The organism is Paenibacillus sp. lzh-N1 (assembly GCF_002872435.1).
Taxonomy (GTDB): Bacteria; Bacillota; Bacilli; order Paenibacillales; family Paenibacillaceae; genus Paenibacillus; species Paenibacillus polymyxa_C.
Genome location: NZ_CP025696.1, coordinates 1,287,632 through 1,302,500, shown reverse-complemented (window position 1 = coordinate 1,302,500; position 14,869 = coordinate 1,287,632). Strand labels below are relative to the sequence as shown.

General features: G+C 48.8%; 6 protein-coding genes, 21 tRNA genes and 5 rRNA genes (1 of these 32 only partly in view). 28 read left to right on the top strand and 4 right to left on the bottom strand.

Annotated elements, in window-relative coordinates:
* From C0638_RS05980 to C0638_RS05870, 23 genes are all read left to right on the top strand, one after another.
* Positions 1 to 1,681 (top strand): 23S ribosomal RNA (locus tag C0638_RS05980) (it extends 1,247 nt beyond the left edge of the window).
* A 78-nt stretch (positions 1,682 to 1,759) separates the two neighbouring features.
* Positions 1,760 to 1,876: ribosomal RNA gene (gene rrf / locus C0638_RS05975) — 5S ribosomal RNA — on the top strand.
* Between the two features lie 34 nt (positions 1,877 to 1,910).
* Positions 1,911 to 1,987 (top strand) — tRNA-Ile (locus C0638_RS05970).
* A 22-nt stretch (positions 1,988 to 2,009) separates the two neighbouring features.
* Positions 2,010 to 2,085: transfer RNA gene (locus C0638_RS05965), tRNA-Ala, on the top strand.
* Positions 2,086 to 2,089: 4 nt separating this feature from the next.
* Positions 2,090 to 2,165 (top strand) — tRNA-Asn (locus C0638_RS05960).
* A gap of 34 nt (positions 2,166 to 2,199) precedes the next feature.
* A tRNA-Met gene (locus C0638_RS05955) sits at positions 2,200 to 2,273 on the top strand.
* 3 nt (positions 2,274 to 2,276) lie between these two features.
* Positions 2,277 to 2,368, top strand: a tRNA-Ser gene (locus C0638_RS05950).
* A gap of 31 nt (positions 2,369 to 2,399) precedes the next feature.
* Positions 2,400 to 2,471, top strand: a tRNA-Glu gene (locus C0638_RS05945).
* 6 nt (positions 2,472 to 2,477) lie between these two features.
* Positions 2,478 to 2,553 (top strand) — tRNA-Val (locus C0638_RS05940).
* A gap of 10 nt (positions 2,554 to 2,563) precedes the next feature.
* Positions 2,564 to 2,637, top strand: a tRNA-Met gene (locus C0638_RS05935).
* A gap of 25 nt (positions 2,638 to 2,662) precedes the next feature.
* Positions 2,663 to 2,739: transfer RNA gene (locus C0638_RS05930), tRNA-Asp, on the top strand.
* Positions 2,740 to 2,789: 50 nt separating this feature from the next.
* A tRNA-Phe gene (locus C0638_RS05925) sits at positions 2,790 to 2,862 on the top strand.
* 25 nt (positions 2,863 to 2,887) lie between these two features.
* A tRNA-Thr gene (locus tag C0638_RS05920) sits at positions 2,888 to 2,963 on the top strand.
* 4 nt (positions 2,964 to 2,967) lie between these two features.
* Positions 2,968 to 3,053 (top strand) — tRNA-Tyr (locus tag C0638_RS05915).
* Positions 3,054 to 3,069: 16 nt separating this feature from the next.
* Positions 3,070 to 3,142, top strand: a tRNA-His gene (locus tag C0638_RS05910).
* Positions 3,143 to 3,160: 18 nt separating this feature from the next.
* A tRNA-Gln gene (locus tag C0638_RS05905) sits at positions 3,161 to 3,235 on the top strand.
* 4 nt (positions 3,236 to 3,239) lie between these two features.
* A tRNA-Lys gene (locus C0638_RS05900) sits at positions 3,240 to 3,315 on the top strand.
* A gap of 15 nt (positions 3,316 to 3,330) precedes the next feature.
* Positions 3,331 to 3,418: transfer RNA gene (locus C0638_RS05895), tRNA-Leu, on the top strand.
* Positions 3,419 to 3,424: 6 nt separating this feature from the next.
* Positions 3,425 to 3,496, top strand: a tRNA-Gly gene (locus tag C0638_RS05890).
* 13 nt (positions 3,497 to 3,509) lie between these two features.
* Positions 3,510 to 3,580 (top strand) — tRNA-Cys (locus C0638_RS05885).
* 26 nt (positions 3,581 to 3,606) lie between these two features.
* A tRNA-Arg gene (locus tag C0638_RS05880) sits at positions 3,607 to 3,683 on the top strand.
* A 22-nt stretch (positions 3,684 to 3,705) separates the two neighbouring features.
* Positions 3,706 to 3,779, top strand: a tRNA-Pro gene (locus tag C0638_RS05875).
* Between the two features lie 9 nt (positions 3,780 to 3,788).
* Positions 3,789 to 3,859: transfer RNA gene (locus C0638_RS05870), tRNA-Gly, on the top strand.
* A gap of 203 nt (positions 3,860 to 4,062) precedes the next feature.
* Here the strand turns inward: C0638_RS05870 and C0638_RS05865 are convergent.
* The 3 genes from C0638_RS05865 to C0638_RS05855 form a co-directional block, all read right to left on the bottom strand.
* The gene (locus C0638_RS05865) at positions 4,063 to 5,166 is read right to left on the bottom strand and encodes a PAS domain-containing sensor histidine kinase (protein ID WP_058712625.1); all 1,104 of its coding nucleotides are present in this window, start codon (positions 5,164 to 5,166) and stop codon (positions 4,063 to 4,065) included.
* Positions 5,159 to 5,812: a response regulator gene (locus C0638_RS05860; RefSeq protein ID WP_016818376.1), complete on the bottom strand. Its 654-nt coding sequence runs from the start codon at positions 5,810 to 5,812 to the stop codon at positions 5,159 to 5,161. Before C0638_RS05860 ends, C0638_RS05865 begins: the two co-directional genes overlap by 8 nt.
* A 142-nt stretch (positions 5,813 to 5,954) precedes the next feature.
* Positions 5,955 to 6,404, bottom strand: a complete 450-nt coding sequence (locus C0638_RS05855) for a GAF domain-containing protein (RefSeq protein WP_058712348.1) — start codon at positions 6,402 to 6,404, stop codon at positions 5,955 to 5,957.
* A gap of 298 nt (positions 6,405 to 6,702) precedes the next feature.
* Here C0638_RS05855 and C0638_RS05850 point away from each other — a divergent pair, with 298 nt between their 5' ends.
* The 4 genes from C0638_RS05850 to rrf (C0638_RS05835) all read left to right on the top strand — a co-directional run bounded on the left by C0638_RS05850 (position 6,703) and on the right by rrf (C0638_RS05835) (position 12,877).
* Positions 6,703 to 7,443, top strand: coding sequence for a Crp/Fnr family transcriptional regulator (locus tag C0638_RS05850; protein WP_013369025.1), 741 nt, complete (start codon positions 6,703 to 6,705; stop codon positions 7,441 to 7,443).
* Positions 7,444 to 7,970: 527 nt separating this feature from the next.
* Positions 7,971 to 9,524 (top strand): 16S ribosomal RNA (locus C0638_RS05845).
* 232 nt (positions 9,525 to 9,756) lie between these two features.
* A 23S ribosomal RNA gene (locus tag C0638_RS05840) occupies positions 9,757 to 12,683 on the top strand.
* A 77-nt stretch (positions 12,684 to 12,760) separates the two neighbouring features.
* Positions 12,761 to 12,877 (top strand): 5S ribosomal RNA (rrf, locus tag C0638_RS05835).
* Together the 16S, 23S and 5S rRNA genes form the textbook arrangement of a ribosomal RNA operon.
* Positions 12,878 to 13,052: 175 nt before the next feature.
* Here the strand turns inward: rrf (C0638_RS05835) and C0638_RS25300 are convergent.
* Positions 13,053 to 13,211, bottom strand: coding sequence for a hypothetical protein (locus tag C0638_RS25300; protein ID WP_013369026.1), 159 nt, complete (start codon positions 13,209 to 13,211; stop codon positions 13,053 to 13,055).
* 293 nt (positions 13,212 to 13,504) lie between these two features.
* On the opposite strand from C0638_RS25300, the gene C0638_RS05830 reads away from it, so the two are divergent.
* Entirely contained in the window at positions 13,505 to 14,836 is a 1,332-nt protein-coding gene (locus C0638_RS05830) for an extracellular solute-binding protein (RefSeq protein WP_058711592.1), read from the top strand.
* Positions 14,837 to 14,869 lie beyond the last annotated feature (33 nt).

The following is a 14,869-nucleotide window of genomic DNA, read 5'->3' as shown; positions in this document are numbered from 1 at the left end:
ATGCGGGTTGAAGGTGTACCGGAAGGAACGCTGGACTGCATTCAAGTGAGAATGCCGGTATGAGTAACGAAAAGATCTGTGAGAATCAGATCCGCCGAAAGCCTAAGGGTTCCTGAGGAAGGTTCGTCCGCTCAGGGTAAGTCGGGACCTAAGGCGAGGCCGATAGGCGTAGTCGAAGGACAACAGGTAGAAATTCCTGTACCACCGTAATCCGCTATGAGCGATGGGGTGACGCAGTAGGGTAGTGACGCGGACTGATGGATGTCCGTCTAAGCAGTGAGGCTGATGTGTAGGCAAATCCGCACATCGTTAAGGCTGGGCTGTGATGGGGAGCGAAAATTATAGTAGCGAAGGTCATGATCTCAGACTGCCAAGAAAAGCCTCTAGCCAGGAGAAGGTGCCCGTACCGCAAACCGACACAGGTAGGCGAGAAGAGAATTCTAAGGCGCGCGGAAGAACTCTCGTTAAGGAACTCGGCAAAATGACCCCGTAACTTCGGGAGAAGGGGTGCCTCGGTAGGGTGAATAGCCCGAGGGGGCCGCAGTGAAAAGGCCCAAGCGACTGTTTAGCAAAAACACAGGTCTGTGCGAAGCCGCAAGGCGAAGTATACGGGCTGACGCCTGCCCGGTGCTGGAAGGTTAAGGGGAGTGGTAAGCCTTCGGGCGAAGCTATGAACCGAAGCCCCAGTAAACGGCGGCCGTAACTATAACGGTCCTAAGGTAGCGAAATTCCTTGTCAGGTAAATTCTGACCCGCACGAATGGCGTAACGACTTGGGCGCTGTCTCAACGAGAGATCCGGTGAAATTTTAATACCTGTGAAGATGCAGGTTACCCGCGACAAGACGGAAAGACCCCATGGAGCTTTACTGCAGCTTGATATTGAATTTGGGTACGATCTGTACAGGATAGGTGGGAGCCGTTGAATCTTGAGCGCCAGCTTGAGAGGAGGCATCCTTGGGATACCACCCTGATCGTATCTAGGTTCTAACTTGGTACCGTGATCCGGTACGAGGACAGTGTCAGGTGGGCAGTTTGACTGGGGCGGTCGCCTCCTAAAGAGTAACGGAGGCGCCCCAAGGTTCCCTCAGAATGGTTGGAAATCATTCGAAGAGTGCAAAGGCAGAAGGGAGCTTGACTGCGAGACCTACAAGTCGAGCAGGGACGAAAGTCGGGCTTAGTGATCCGGTGGTACCGCATGGAAGGGCCATCGCTCAACGGATAAAAGCTACCCTGGGGATAACAGGCTTATCTCCCCCAAGAGTCCACATCGACGGGGAGGTTTGGCACCTCGATGTCGGCTCATCGCATCCTGGGGCTGAAGTAGGTCCCAAGGGTTGGGCTGTTCGCCCATTAAAGCGGTACGCGAGCTGGGTTCAGAACGTCGTGAGACAGTTCGGTCCCTATCTGTCGTGGGCGTAGGAAATTTGAGAGGAGCTGTCCTTAGTACGAGAGGACCGGGATGGACGTACCGCTGGTGTACCAGTTGTTCCGCCAGGAGCACCGCTGGGTAGCTATGTACGGAAGGGATAAGCGCTGAAAGCATCTAAGCGTGAAGCCCCCCTCAAGATGAGATTTCCCAGTATGTAAGACCCCTTGAAGACGACGAGGTAGATAGGTTGGGGGTGGAAGTGCAGTAATGCATGGAGCTGACCAATACTAATCGGTCGAGGGCTTATCCTAAAGATAAGGCGCAATGAAGTTTCGGATCCAGTTTTCAAGGTGTAACCTTGAAGTTAGAATTTGCGAGGCAAATTCATGTTTGGTGGCGATAGCGGAGGGGTTCCACACGTACCCATCCCGAACACGACCGTTAAGCCCTCCAGCGCCGATGGTACTTGGACCGCAGGGTCCTGGGAGAGTAGGACGCCGCCAAGCAAAGTCCTTTAAAGGATGATAAAATTATAAATTAGGGCCTTTAGCTCAGCTGGTTAGAGCGCACCCCTGATAAGGGTGAGGTCGGTGGTTCGAGTCCACTAAGGCCCACCATTTCTAGATTGACTAAAAGTATGGGGCTATAGCTCAGCTGGGAGAGCGCCTGCCTTGCACGCAGGAGGTCAGGGGTTCGATCCCCCTTGGCTCCACCAATATTCCCTGATAGCTCAGTTGGTAGAGCACTCGACTGTTAATCGAGTTGTCACAGGTTCGAGTCCTGTTCGGGGAGCCATATTTTTAATACTTCTGAATTATATATATAAGGTGGCGGCGTAGCTCAGCTGGCTAGAGCGTACGGTTCATACCCGTGAGGTCGGGGGTTCGATCCCCTCTGCCGCTACTCGGAGAGATACCCAAGTGGCTATAAGGGGACCCTCTGCTAAGGGGTTAGACTGCGAAAGTGGTGCGAGGGTTCGAATCCCTCTCTCTCCGCCATAAATTTATTAAATCAGAATTCATTTTGTAAGGCCCGTTGGTCAAGGGGTTAAGACACCTCCCTTTCACGGAGGTAACAGGGGTTCGAATCCCCTACGGGTCATAATATGGAGGCTTAGCTCAGCTGGGAGAGCATCTGCCTTACAAGCAGAGGGTCGGGGGTTCGATCCCCTCAGCCTCCACCATATTTTATATCGCGGGGTGGAGCAGTTCGGTAGCTCGTCGGGCTCATAACCCGAAGGTCGTAGGTTCAAATCCTGCCCCCGCAATTAATTTCCTGTTGGAAATGCCTCTGGAACTGTGGTGTAGAGGCCTAACATGCCTGCCTGTCACGCAGGAGATCGCGGGTTCGAATCCCGTCAGTTCCGCCATTTAAATGCATATAGTACGAACTATATGGTATAGTTATGAAATTAAATATGGCTCGGTAGCTCAGTCGGTAGAGCAGAGGACTGAAAATCCTCGTGTCGGCGGTTCGATTCCGTCCCGAGCCACCTTTCAAGTGGGAATTGGTAATGTGCCGGTGTAGCTCAATTGGTAGAGCAACTGACTTGTAATCAGTAGGTTGGGGGTTCAAGTCCTCTCGCCGGCACCATTTTGGAGGATTAGCGAAGTGGCCAAACGCATCAGACTGTAAATCTGCTCCCTTACGGGTTCGGTGGTTCGAATCCATCATCCTCCACCAGTTTTATAATCATATGGCGGTCGTGGCGAAGTGGTTAACGCACCGGACTGTGACTCCGGCATTCGTGGGTTCAAGCCCCATCGGCCGCCCTTTGATTCTTAATTTAATGGGGATTAGCCAAGCGGTAAGGCAACGGACTTTGACTCCGTCATGCATAGGTTCAAATCCTATATCCCCAGCCATTAAGAGCCATTAGCTCAGTTGGTAGAGCACCTGACTTTTAATCAGGGTGTCGAAGGTTCGAGTCCTTCATGGCTCACCATTTATAAATTATTTTGCGGTCGTGGCGGAATTGGCAGACGCGCACGGTTCAGGTCCGTGTGGGCTAACCCCCCGTGGAGGTTCGAGTCCTCTCGACCGCACCATATTTTGCGGACGTGGCTCAGCGGTAGAGCATCGCCTTGCCAAGGCGAGGGTCGCGGGTTCGATTCCCGTCGTCCGCTTCATTATCCATACGGCGCCATAGCCAAGTGGTAAGGCAAAGCTCTGCAAAAGCTTCATCCCCAGTTCAAATCTGGGTGGCGCCTTGACTGCTCATTATGGAATTTAATATGCGCCCTTAGCTCAGCTGGATAGAGCGTTTGACTACGAATCAAAAGGCCGGGAGTTCGAATCTCTCAGGGCGCGCCATTTCTTAAAAAATGTATAATGTCGGGATGTAGCTCAGCTTGGTAGAGCACCTGGTTTGGGACCAGGGGGTCGCATGTTCAAATCGTGTCATCCCGATACTGATTTGCGGGTGTAGTTCAATGGTAGAACTCCAGCCTTCCAAGCTGGTAGCGTGGGTTCGATTCCCATCACCCGCTTTTTGCTATAGCGGATTCTTGTTGCCTCAGTGGTGACACCTTATAAATAAAGAGAGCCTGTCTGGGGACAGAGCTCTCTCTTTTTTTGTGCATTTATATTCCATAGATTCCACAAAGTGATGGCTATTGTTAGTGCTTGCCATCGGTGTATCTCTCCTGTTCCTGCAGGGGGATACACCGATAACTGATCTAGTGCACAGATTTTACACTGGAATGGTTAGTTGGATGGAGGTTCCCTGATTTGAAGCAGAAGTCATGCTCATGAAGCCGCCTACTCCTCTAGCTCGTTCTTCCATGCTGAACAATCCAACTCCCTCTCCTTTGGATTCTCCAGAGAAGCCCATACCCTCATCCCGAATAGTTACTTTTATTATTTCGTCTTGATCCTCTACATCAACGTATGCTTCTGCTACATCTGCGTATTTAGCCACATTCGTCAGTGCTTCCTGTACAATTCTATAGATTGCTATTTCTTTTCGGATATCAAGGCGTTTACGTAAAGTACATTGAAAATGCACTTTGATTCCGTAATGCGAACAGAAATTTTCAATATAAGTTCTTAGGGCCGGTACGACACCCAAATCATCCAGAACTGAGGGACGAAGTTCCCACGCTAAGCCACGAACATCTTTAATGATATCAGTTACCTGTGTACGCAGATTTTCCAGAGTAGCACTGGGCTGTTCAGCTAGTTGGCTATCTAGTTGAATAATAAGTGAAAACAGGCTTTGACCAATCCCATCATGAAGCTCTCTTGAAAAGCGTTTACGCTCTTCCTCCTGTATTTGCATGACTTGCGTCATCATGGTCTGAAGCTCTGCCTCTACTTTTTTTAATTTAGTTACTTCATTACGGATCGCTAAGTACTGATAGGGTTTACCTTCCTCGTCCATAAATGGAACTATCGTGGTATTCACCCAGTAGTAGCTGTTATCTTTAGCACGATTTCGTATTTCTCCCTGCCATACCTCACCTGAACGGATCGTAGTCCACAGGTTCTTCATGAAGGCTCGAGTATGATAGCCCGAATTAATGAGACGATGATCCTGCCCGATCAATTCTTCACGACTATATTGCGAAATCTCACAGAACTTATCGTTTACGTACTGAATAATTCCTCGATGATCGGTCAGAGCAACGATGGAAGATGTATCTAGAGCAAATTTAAGATTGGATAGCTGGTGGAGAGAACTACGCAGTACATGGAGAAAAGGAGAATCTGGTATATGAATTTCCAAATCATTCAGTAGTTTATCGGTTGACTCCCCAAAGGCGGGCTGCAGTAAAGGGTTAGAAGGTTCATTCATAATGGAGCAACCCCTTTTTCAGTGCAAATTTGACCAACTCAGGCCGTGTTTTCAAGTTAAGCTTCTCCATAAGGTTGCTTTTGTGGGACTCTACGGTTTTGACGCTAATTACCAGGTGTTCGGCAATTTCCTTGTTGGCATATCCTTTGGCTACCCATGATAGGATCTCTTTTTCCCGCTCAGACAGGGATTCATACGGTCCGGCTATGCCCTCTTGTTTGATTTTGTCCAGATATTCACTCATCAGGCGTTTGGTTGCATTGGGGTATAGATAGGCACTGCCTTCGGCCACAGACTGGATGGCAGCGAGTAATTCCTCATGAGGTGCACTTTTTAAAATATATCCAGATGCTCCGGCTTGAATGGCTCGGAACAGATATTCCTCATCATCATGCATTGTTAGAATAAGCACTTCTGTATCTGGCAACTGTTTTTTTAATTCGGTGGTTGCCGTGAGGCCATCTTTGCCAGGTGGCATACTAAAATCCATGAGCACGACATTAGGTTGTAGCTCCACCGCTTTGCGGATTGCTTCATCCCCGTCTGCTGCATCTCCTACTACCTTAATACCGTTTTTGCCGTCCAATAGGGCCATGAGGCCAGAACGTACGACAACATGATCATCCACTACTAGTATACGAATCAATTAGTCATCCCCTCGAACGGTAAAAAACCGTGCGTTTTGTCATAATCATAGCAAATTTTAGGGATTTCAATCAACAGAGATAGTTAGATGAGCTGTTCATGTTCACTTATATTTATAATTTTATTTTTCTTCAAATATCAATCTATGGAGTGAGAGGGAGAGCACATAGCTGGCCAAGGCGATGAGCGACTTGAGTGGCCTTGGCTACATCAGAATCGGTGAATGTCCTCACATCACGGTTACCAACAAGTAGCACACCGTTTGGCAAGTCTCCTGTACTGGAAAAGGGAATGGCTACTGCAGAATGTAACTGTTCGGCCAGCATAAGCGCACATTCTTGACGTAAACGTATACTGCCTGATATTAAAGCGCTAACGGTTACGGTACGCCCCAGACGAACAGCCATCCCGGCAATCCCATGACCGACTTTAAAAGAGATAAGGCGATAGCGATTGTTTCGGCTGCCGGAGGCATAATACCAATGCAACTTACCCCCTGACCTGGACATAAATGCAAGTGCAGTGAGATCCCCATAAACATGATCTCGCAACTGGTTCAGTTCATTTCGCATTTCATCCGTTATTTGTAGCATAGAAGACACATCCTTTATCTTAACCAACTGTAGCTCTAACTTATTGTAATTCCGACAGGTACAAAAGTAATTCAGGGAACCCCCTGATCTATAGGCGCAGGAAACACTGACTTTTCATTAGACTGGGTAATCAATAAGAGGCGGGGCGATAAATGGGGCGTTAGATAATCCTGGAAGTGATATTTATCACTGCAAATCAGGGAGTAGGGAGGTGCAAAATCAGGTGTTCTCCCGATAACAACCCAGGAATCAAAACATTATGATAAAGATATCAGGTAAACACGAGGAGGACGCTAATATGCAAGCCACTTGTATGGAACGGTTTAGGGACGAAACGCAGCGCACGGGGATTCAGCTTTTTCTGACGGAAGAGCATTTTGAGCTGTTAAAAGATATTATGTCGTGGAAGAAGGTAAAGGCAGGCGTTATGCTTTTTCGAGAGGGTGATGATGCGGAGCAGCTTTATTATATACATTCGGGTCATGTTAAACTCCGTAAATCGACAGAAGACGGTAAAGAATTGATTCTGACTATTCAGCACCAAGGCGATTTGATCGGGGAGTTTAGTGGGATAGATGGGGAAGAGTATAGTTGTACTGCAGAAACAGCCGATGTGTGTGAGTTAGGTGTCGTGCTTGTTAAGGACCTGGAGTCTCTCCTGTCTAAGAACGGGGAAATGGCGCTTCAGTTCATACAGTGGATGGCAATGAAGCAACGAATTATGCAATCACGGTTTCGGGACTTACTGTTGTATGGTAAAACGGGGGCACTAGCGTCTACACTGATCCGTGCAAGTAATACATGTGGTGTAGCTGTGAAGGATGGCATTTTACTGAACATGAAGCTAAGTCACTCCGAACTGGGCGAGATGATTGGAGCAACGCGCGAAAGTGTGAATCGGATGCTGAGCTCGCTAAAAGAGCAGGGAACCTTGGATACGAGAGACGGAAAAATCGTTATTCATGACCTAAAGGTGTTGCGTGCCATGTGCTGTTGTCCTTCGTATGGCCAATGTGCCCATGAGATTTGTAGGTTATAAAATGATGAGCATCGTTAGGCGGGGGGCTAAAAGACTCCGTCTAATTGTAAGTTTCTGACAATAAGCGAATAAAAGGAACGAGTATTATAAATATCAAAAAATCGACGACGCGTTTAGCGGCAAATCAACGATATAGTTTTTTTAAAAAGTAGTACATGTTGAAATAGTTGACTATTAGTAAATAAAATTTAGAGATTGGATATTTGTAAAATATTACAAGTTGTATTCTGTAGTTAAAAATGATATATTATTTGAGCTGACAACAAAACAGCCGTTTCGAAAGAAAATAACTAGGGCGAAACAATCTTCGAAAAGAAAAGAAGAGAAAAATAACCCTTGCATTTTTGAAACGAACATGATATGATCTTATAGCTGCTGAAAAACGCGGTGAAAAGAATTTGATCTTTGAAAACTGAACAACGAGTGAGTAAAATGATTTTGTACGCAAAATCAAACAAGAGATATTTTATCTCGTCAGTTTCAACATGAGCTAATCGCTCTTTCGATAAACCAACTTCGGTTGGTCTTTAATGGAGAGTTTGATCCTGGCTCAGGACGAACGCTGGCGGCGTGCCTAATACATGCAAGTCGAGCGGGGTTATGTAGAAGCTTGCTTCTACATAACCTAGCGGCGGACGGGTGAGTAACACGTAGGCAACCTGCCCACAAGACAGGGATAACTACCGGAAACGGTAGCTAATACCCGATACATCCTTTTCCTGCATGGGAGAAGGAGGAAAGGCGGAGCAATCTGTCACTTGTGGATGGGCCTGCGGCGCATTAGCTAGTTGGTGGGGTAAAGGCCTACCAAGGCGACGATGCGTAGCCGACCTGAGAGGGTGATCGGCCACACTGGGACTGAGACACGGCCCAGACTCCTACGGGAGGCAGCAGTAGGGAATCTTCCGCAATGGGCGAAAGCCTGACGGAGCAACGCCGCGTGAGTGATGAAGGTTTTCGGATCGTAAAGCTCTGTTGCCAGGGAAGAACGTCTTGTAGAGTAACTGCTACAAGAGTGACGGTACCTGAGAAGAAAGCCCCGGCTAACTACGTGCCAGCAGCCGCGGTAATACGTAGGGGGCAAGCGTTGTCCGGAATTATTGGGCGTAAAGCGCGCGCAGGCGGCTCTTTAAGTCTGGTGTTTAATCCCGAGGCTCAACTTCGGGTCGCACTGGAAACTGGGGAGCTTGAGTGCAGAAGAGGAGAGTGGAATTCCACGTGTAGCGGTGAAATGCGTAGAGATGTGGAGGAACACCAGTGGCGAAGGCGACTCTCTGGGCTGTAACTGACGCTGAGGCGCGAAAGCGTGGGGAGCAAACAGGATTAGATACCCTGGTAGTCCACGCCGTAAACGATGAATGCTAGGTGTTAGGGGTTTCGATACCCTTGGTGCCGAAGTTAACACATTAAGCATTCCGCCTGGGGAGTACGGTCGCAAGACTGAAACTCAAAGGAATTGACGGGGACCCGCACAAGCAGTGGAGTATGTGGTTTAATTCGAAGCAACGCGAAGAACCTTACCAGGTCTTGACATCCCTCTGACCGGTCTAGAGATAGGCCTTTCCTTCGGGACAGAGGAGACAGGTGGTGCATGGTTGTCGTCAGCTCGTGTCGTGAGATGTTGGGTTAAGTCCCGCAACGAGCGCAACCCTTATGCTTAGTTGCCAGCAGGTCAAGCTGGGCACTCTAAGCAGACTGCCGGTGACAAACCGGAGGAAGGTGGGGATGACGTCAAATCATCATGCCCCTTATGACCTGGGCTACACACGTACTACAATGGCCGGTACAACGGGAAGCGAAGCCGCGAGGTGGAGCCAATCCTAGAAAAGCCGGTCTCAGTTCGGATTGTAGGCTGCAACTCGCCTACATGAAGTCGGAATTGCTAGTAATCGCGGATCAGCATGCCGCGGTGAATACGTTCCCGGGTCTTGTACACACCGCCCGTCACACCACGAGAGTTTACAACACCCGAAGTCGGTGAGGTAACCGCAAGGGGCCAGCCGCCGAAGGTGGGGTAGATGATTGGGGTGAAGTCGTAACAAGGTAGCCGTATCGGAAGGTGCGGCTGGATCACCTCCTTTCTATGGAGAATCGTTTCCTGCAATGGAAACATTCAAATATGAAGCGTAAGCTTCAAACTCAGGTTTAGGCCTGTTACTCACTCGTTGCTCAGTTTTGAGAGTTCAAACTCTCGAATTGCACCTTGAAAACTGGATACCGAAACGAAATTGCGTTTTAGAATATTCCTTTAAGCTGATCTTGTGTAAACAAGTGAAATAAAGGTAGCAAATCGTATTTACATTGTAGATACTAGGTTAAGCTACAAAGAGCACACGGAGGATGCCTAGGCGCCAGGAGCCGACGAAGGACGTGGCGAACAACGATAAGGCCTCGGGGAGCTGTAAGCAAGCTTTGATCCGGGGATGTCCGAATGGGGAAACCCGGCTGTCTTCATCGACAGTCACTACTCACTGAATTCATAGGTGAGTGAGAGGCAGACCAGGGGAACTGAAACATCTAAGTACCCTGAGGAAGAGAAAACAATAGTGATTCCGTCAGTAGCGGCGAGCGAACGCGGATTAGCCCAAACCAAGGAGCTTGCTCCTTGGGGTTGTGGGACGTCTCACATGGAGTTACAAAGGAACCGGTTAGATGAAGAGGTCTGGAAAGGCCCGCCAGAGAAGGTAAAAGCCCTGTAGTTCAAAACCTGTTCCCTCCGAGACGGATCCCGAGTAGTGCGGGGCACGTGAAACCCCGTATGAATCCGGCAGGACCATCTGCCAAGGCTAAATACTCCCTGGCGACCGATAGTGAAGCAGTACCGTGAGGGAAAGGTGAAAAGCACCCCGGAAGGGGAGTGAAATAGATCCTGAAACCGTGTGCTTACAAGAAGTCAGAGCCCGATCTATGGGTGATGGCGTGCCTTTTGTAGAATGAACCGGCGAGTTACGTTCCCGTGCAAGGTTAAGGTGAAGAGCTGAAGCCGCAGCGAAAGCGAGTCTGAATAGGGCGACTTGAGTACGTGGACGTAGACCCGAAACCGGGTGATCTACCCCTGTCCAGGGTGAAGGTGCGGTAACACGCACTGGAGGCCCGAACCCACGCATGTTGAAAAATGCGGGGATGAGGTGGGGGTAGCGGAGAAATTCCAATCGAACCCGGAGATAGCTGGTTCTCCCCGAAATAGCTTTAGGGCTAGCCTCGGAAAAAAGAATCGTGGAGGTAGAGCACTGATTGGGTGCGGGGCCCGCAAGGGTTACCAAGCTCAGTCAAACTCCGAATGCCATAGATTTAGTTCCGGGAGTCAGACAGTGAGTGCTAAGATCCATTGTCGAAAGGGAAACAGCCCAGACCATCAGCTAAGGTCCCCAAGTGTGTGTTAAGTGGGAAAGGATGTGGAGTTGCACAGACAACCAGGATGTTGGCTTAGAAGCAGCCACCATTGAAAGAGTGCGTAATAGCTCACTGGTCGAGTGACTCTGCGCCGAAAATGTAACGGGGCTAAACACACCACCGAAGCTATGGCTTGATGCTTTGCATCAGGGGTAGGGGAGCGTTGAATGCGGGTTGAAGGTGTACCGGAAGGAGCGCTGGACTGCATTCAAGTGAGAATGCCGGTATGAGTAACGAAAAGATCTGTGAGAATCAGATCCGCCGAAAGCCTAAGGGTTCCTGAGGAAGGTTCGTCCGCTCAGGGTAAGTCGGGACCTAAGGCGAGGCCGATAGGCGTAGTCGAAGGACAACAGGTGGAAATTCCTGTACCACCGTAATCCGTTATGAGCGATGGGGTGACGCAGTAGGGTAGTGACGCGGACTGATGGATGTCCGTCTAAGCAGTGAGGCTGATGTGTAGGCAAATCCGCACATCGTAAGGCTGGGCTGTGATGGGGAGCGAAAATTGGAGTAGCGAAGGTCATGATCTCAGACTGCCAAGAAAAGCCTCTAGCCAGGAGAAGGTGCCCGTACCGCAAACCGACACAGGTAGGCGAGAAGAGAATTCTAAGGCGCGCGGAAGAACTCTCGTTAAGGAACTCGGCAAAATGACCCCGTAACTTCGGGAGAAGGGGTGCCTCGGTAGGGTGAATAGCCCGAGGGGGCCGCAGTGAAAAGGCCCAAGCGACTGTTTAGCAAAAACACAGGTCTGTGCGAAGCCGCAAGGCGAAGTATACGGGCTGACGCCTGCCCGGTGCTGGAAGGTTAAGGGGAGTGGTAAGCCTTCGGGCGAAGCTATGAACCGAAGCCCCAGTAAACGGCGGCCGTAACTATAACGGTCCTAAGGTAGCGAAATTCCTTGTCAGGTAAATTCTGACCCGCACGAATGGCGTAACGACTTGGGCGCTGTCTCAACGAGAGATCCGGTGAAATTTTAATACCTGTGAAGATGCAGGTTACCCGCGACAAGACGGAAAGACCCCATGGAGCTTTACTGCAGCTTGATATTGAATTTGGGTACGATCTGTACAGGATAGGTGGGAGCCGTTGAATCTTGAGCGCCAGCTTGAGAGGAGGCATCCTTGGGATACCACCCTGATCGTATCTAGGTTCTAACTTGGTACCGTGATCCGGTACGAGGACAGTGTCAGGTGGGCAGTTTGACTGGGGCGGTCGCCTCCTAAAGAGTAACGGAGGCGCCCCAAGGTTCCCTCAGAATGGTTGGAAATCATTCGAAGAGTGCAAAGGCAGAAGGGAGCTTGACTGCGAGACCTACAAGTCGAGCAGGGACGAAAGTCGGGCTTAGTGATCCGGTGGTACCGCATGGAAGGGCCATCGCTCAACGGATAAAAGCTACCCTGGGGATAACAGGCTTATCTCCCCCAAGAGTCCACATCGACGGGGAGGTTTGGCACCTCGATGTCGGCTCATCGCATCCTGGGGCTGAAGTAGGTCCCAAGGGTTGGGCTGTTCGCCCATTAAAGCGGTACGCGAGCTGGGTTCAGAACGTCGTGAGACAGTTCGGTCCCTATCTGTCGTGGGCGTAGGAAATTTGAGAGGAGCTGTCCTTAGTACGAGAGGACCGGGATGGACGTACCGCTGGTGTACCAGTTGTTCCGCCAGGAGCACCGCTGGGTAGCTATGTACGGAAGGGATAAGCGCTGAAAGCATCTAAGCGTGAAGCCCCCCTCAAGATGAGATTTCCCAATTAGTAAGACCCCTTGAAGACGACGAGGTAGATAGGTTGGGGGTGGAAGTGCAGTAATGCATGGAGCTGACCAATACTAATCGGTCGAGGGCTTATCCTAAAGATAAGACGCAATAAGTTTCGGATCCAGTTTTCAGGGTGTAACCTTGAAGTTAGAATTTGCGAGGCAAATTCATGTTTGGTGGCGATAGCGGAGGGGTTCCACACGTACCCATCCCGAACACGACCGTTAAGCCCTCCAGCGCCGATGGTACTTGGACCGCAGGGTCCTGGGAGAGTAGGACGTTGCCAAGCACAAAAAAAGAGCACAGCCTTAATGGCTGTGTTCTTTTTGTATATCCGATTCATTTATCATTCATATGAAAGGCTCATGGCATGCCCTTAGTTAAAAGCACTACAATATTCTGGTTGTTCCTTGTATAGTGCTGCCTGACGTGCTGTTTCAACTGACATCCAGCACTGTGCGATGTTAATCTATTTCAACCTGTTCTGCCTGGAGGGCACTTAAGGCTTGAAGTTTACGGGTAATTTCCTTTTGCCACTTTGTATCTCCGACTTGTACGGCAAGATTGAGAAGATCCAAATAATCATCGATATGCAGGGAGGTTTTACTAAAAGCTTCTTTCACTGCGGTCCTGCCTCCTTTAAAGTCTATGTGTATTATCTTTTAATAATGATAATCATTATCAAACTACGATCTTATTCATATTATGCCTGTCTTCTAGATAAATTGCAAGTTATGATATGAATGAATTTTGAAGCACGCAAATGAGGGCTTAAAAAAACAAACCCTTCTCCTTAAGTTCACGCATTGTTCACGTCTTTTCTATGGAACATAATGAAAAGAACAAGCGGGCATTGAGTGTCCACCGACTAGGAGGATAAATTGCGCAATGCTTCAACCAGAGGAGGAAAAGGAACATGAGCAGAATAAAGATGAAAGCGTTTGCTGTTGTGGCGGCGGGCGCCTTGGCATTGACGCTGGCAGCTTGTAATAACGGACAGAGCGCAGGTCCGGGAAATTCAGGGGAAAAGGGTGGAGGCAATGTAACGAAGGATGTGACGATTACTTTTCAAAACATCAATCCTGATCCGAGCACCCCTTCGTACAAAATGATTAAGCAGATTGTAAGTCAATACGAGCAGGATCATCCTCATGTCAAAATTGAATTGGATTCGTTAAATACAGATCAGCAAAAGCTCAAGCTAAAAACACAAGCAGCAGCGAAGGAAGTACCGGATATTACGATTGTAAATCCGGCTGCACAGATGAAGCCATTCGTAGATGCCGGGCTATTGGCACCATTAAATGATGTAGCTGATAAAGAGGGGTTAAAAGATACGTTTCAGGATGGCCTTCTTAATTACTATAGCTTCGATGATAAGCTTTATGCTTTTCCGGATGGTAACAATATAGAAGTGGTCTTTTACAACAAAGAGCTGTTCGAGCAGGCGGGAATTCAAAAGTTGCCGACTACCTTTGATGAGCTGATTACGACGGTCAAGACACTAAAAGCGAAGGGAATTACTCCAATTGCTATTGGGGAAAAGGATTCATGGACCGGTTCCCTCCTTTTTATGAATATTCTGTTGCGTACGAATGAAGGACCAAACTTCCTCAATGATGTGCTGGATGGCAAAAAGACGTTTAACGACCCGGCTTTTGTGGAAGCTGTGGATGCGTTCCAGGAATTGGTGCAGGCTGGGGCTTTCCCGGATGGAGCCACATCTATTGACTATAATGCAGGCGGTAATATTTTTAAAACAGGAAAAGCTGCGATGTATATCATGGGCACTTGGGAAACAGGTTCTATTGATGCTTCCCCGGTAGCGGGTAAGGTCGGAGCGTTTCAGTTCCCTACGGTGAATGGCAAAGGGAATGTAAATGAGTATGTCATCGCGCCAGGTAGCGCGTTTGCGGTATCTGCGAATAGTGAACATTTACAGGAGACGAAGGACTTTCTGCACTATTTTATTACAGAGATGCCCAAGATTCAGTTTGATCTGAAAAATGCAATTGGCAGTGGTCAGAAAATGAAAGGCGATCTGAAGGAAGCTGGTTATTCCGAATTAGCCATTAGTCTCAATGAGCTGTTCAAAAATGTAAAAGGAGGAGACCTCGCTTTTGATAATACGATGAATCCGGCTATTGCGCAGGCGCATCTAAGTAGCATTCAAAACCTGTTTGTGCAACAAGAAGACTCTGCGCAAGTTGCGAAGGAACACCAGAACACTTTTGAAGCCAATAAATAAGTGAGGATTTTGCAAAAATCCTGAAGTAGCGGA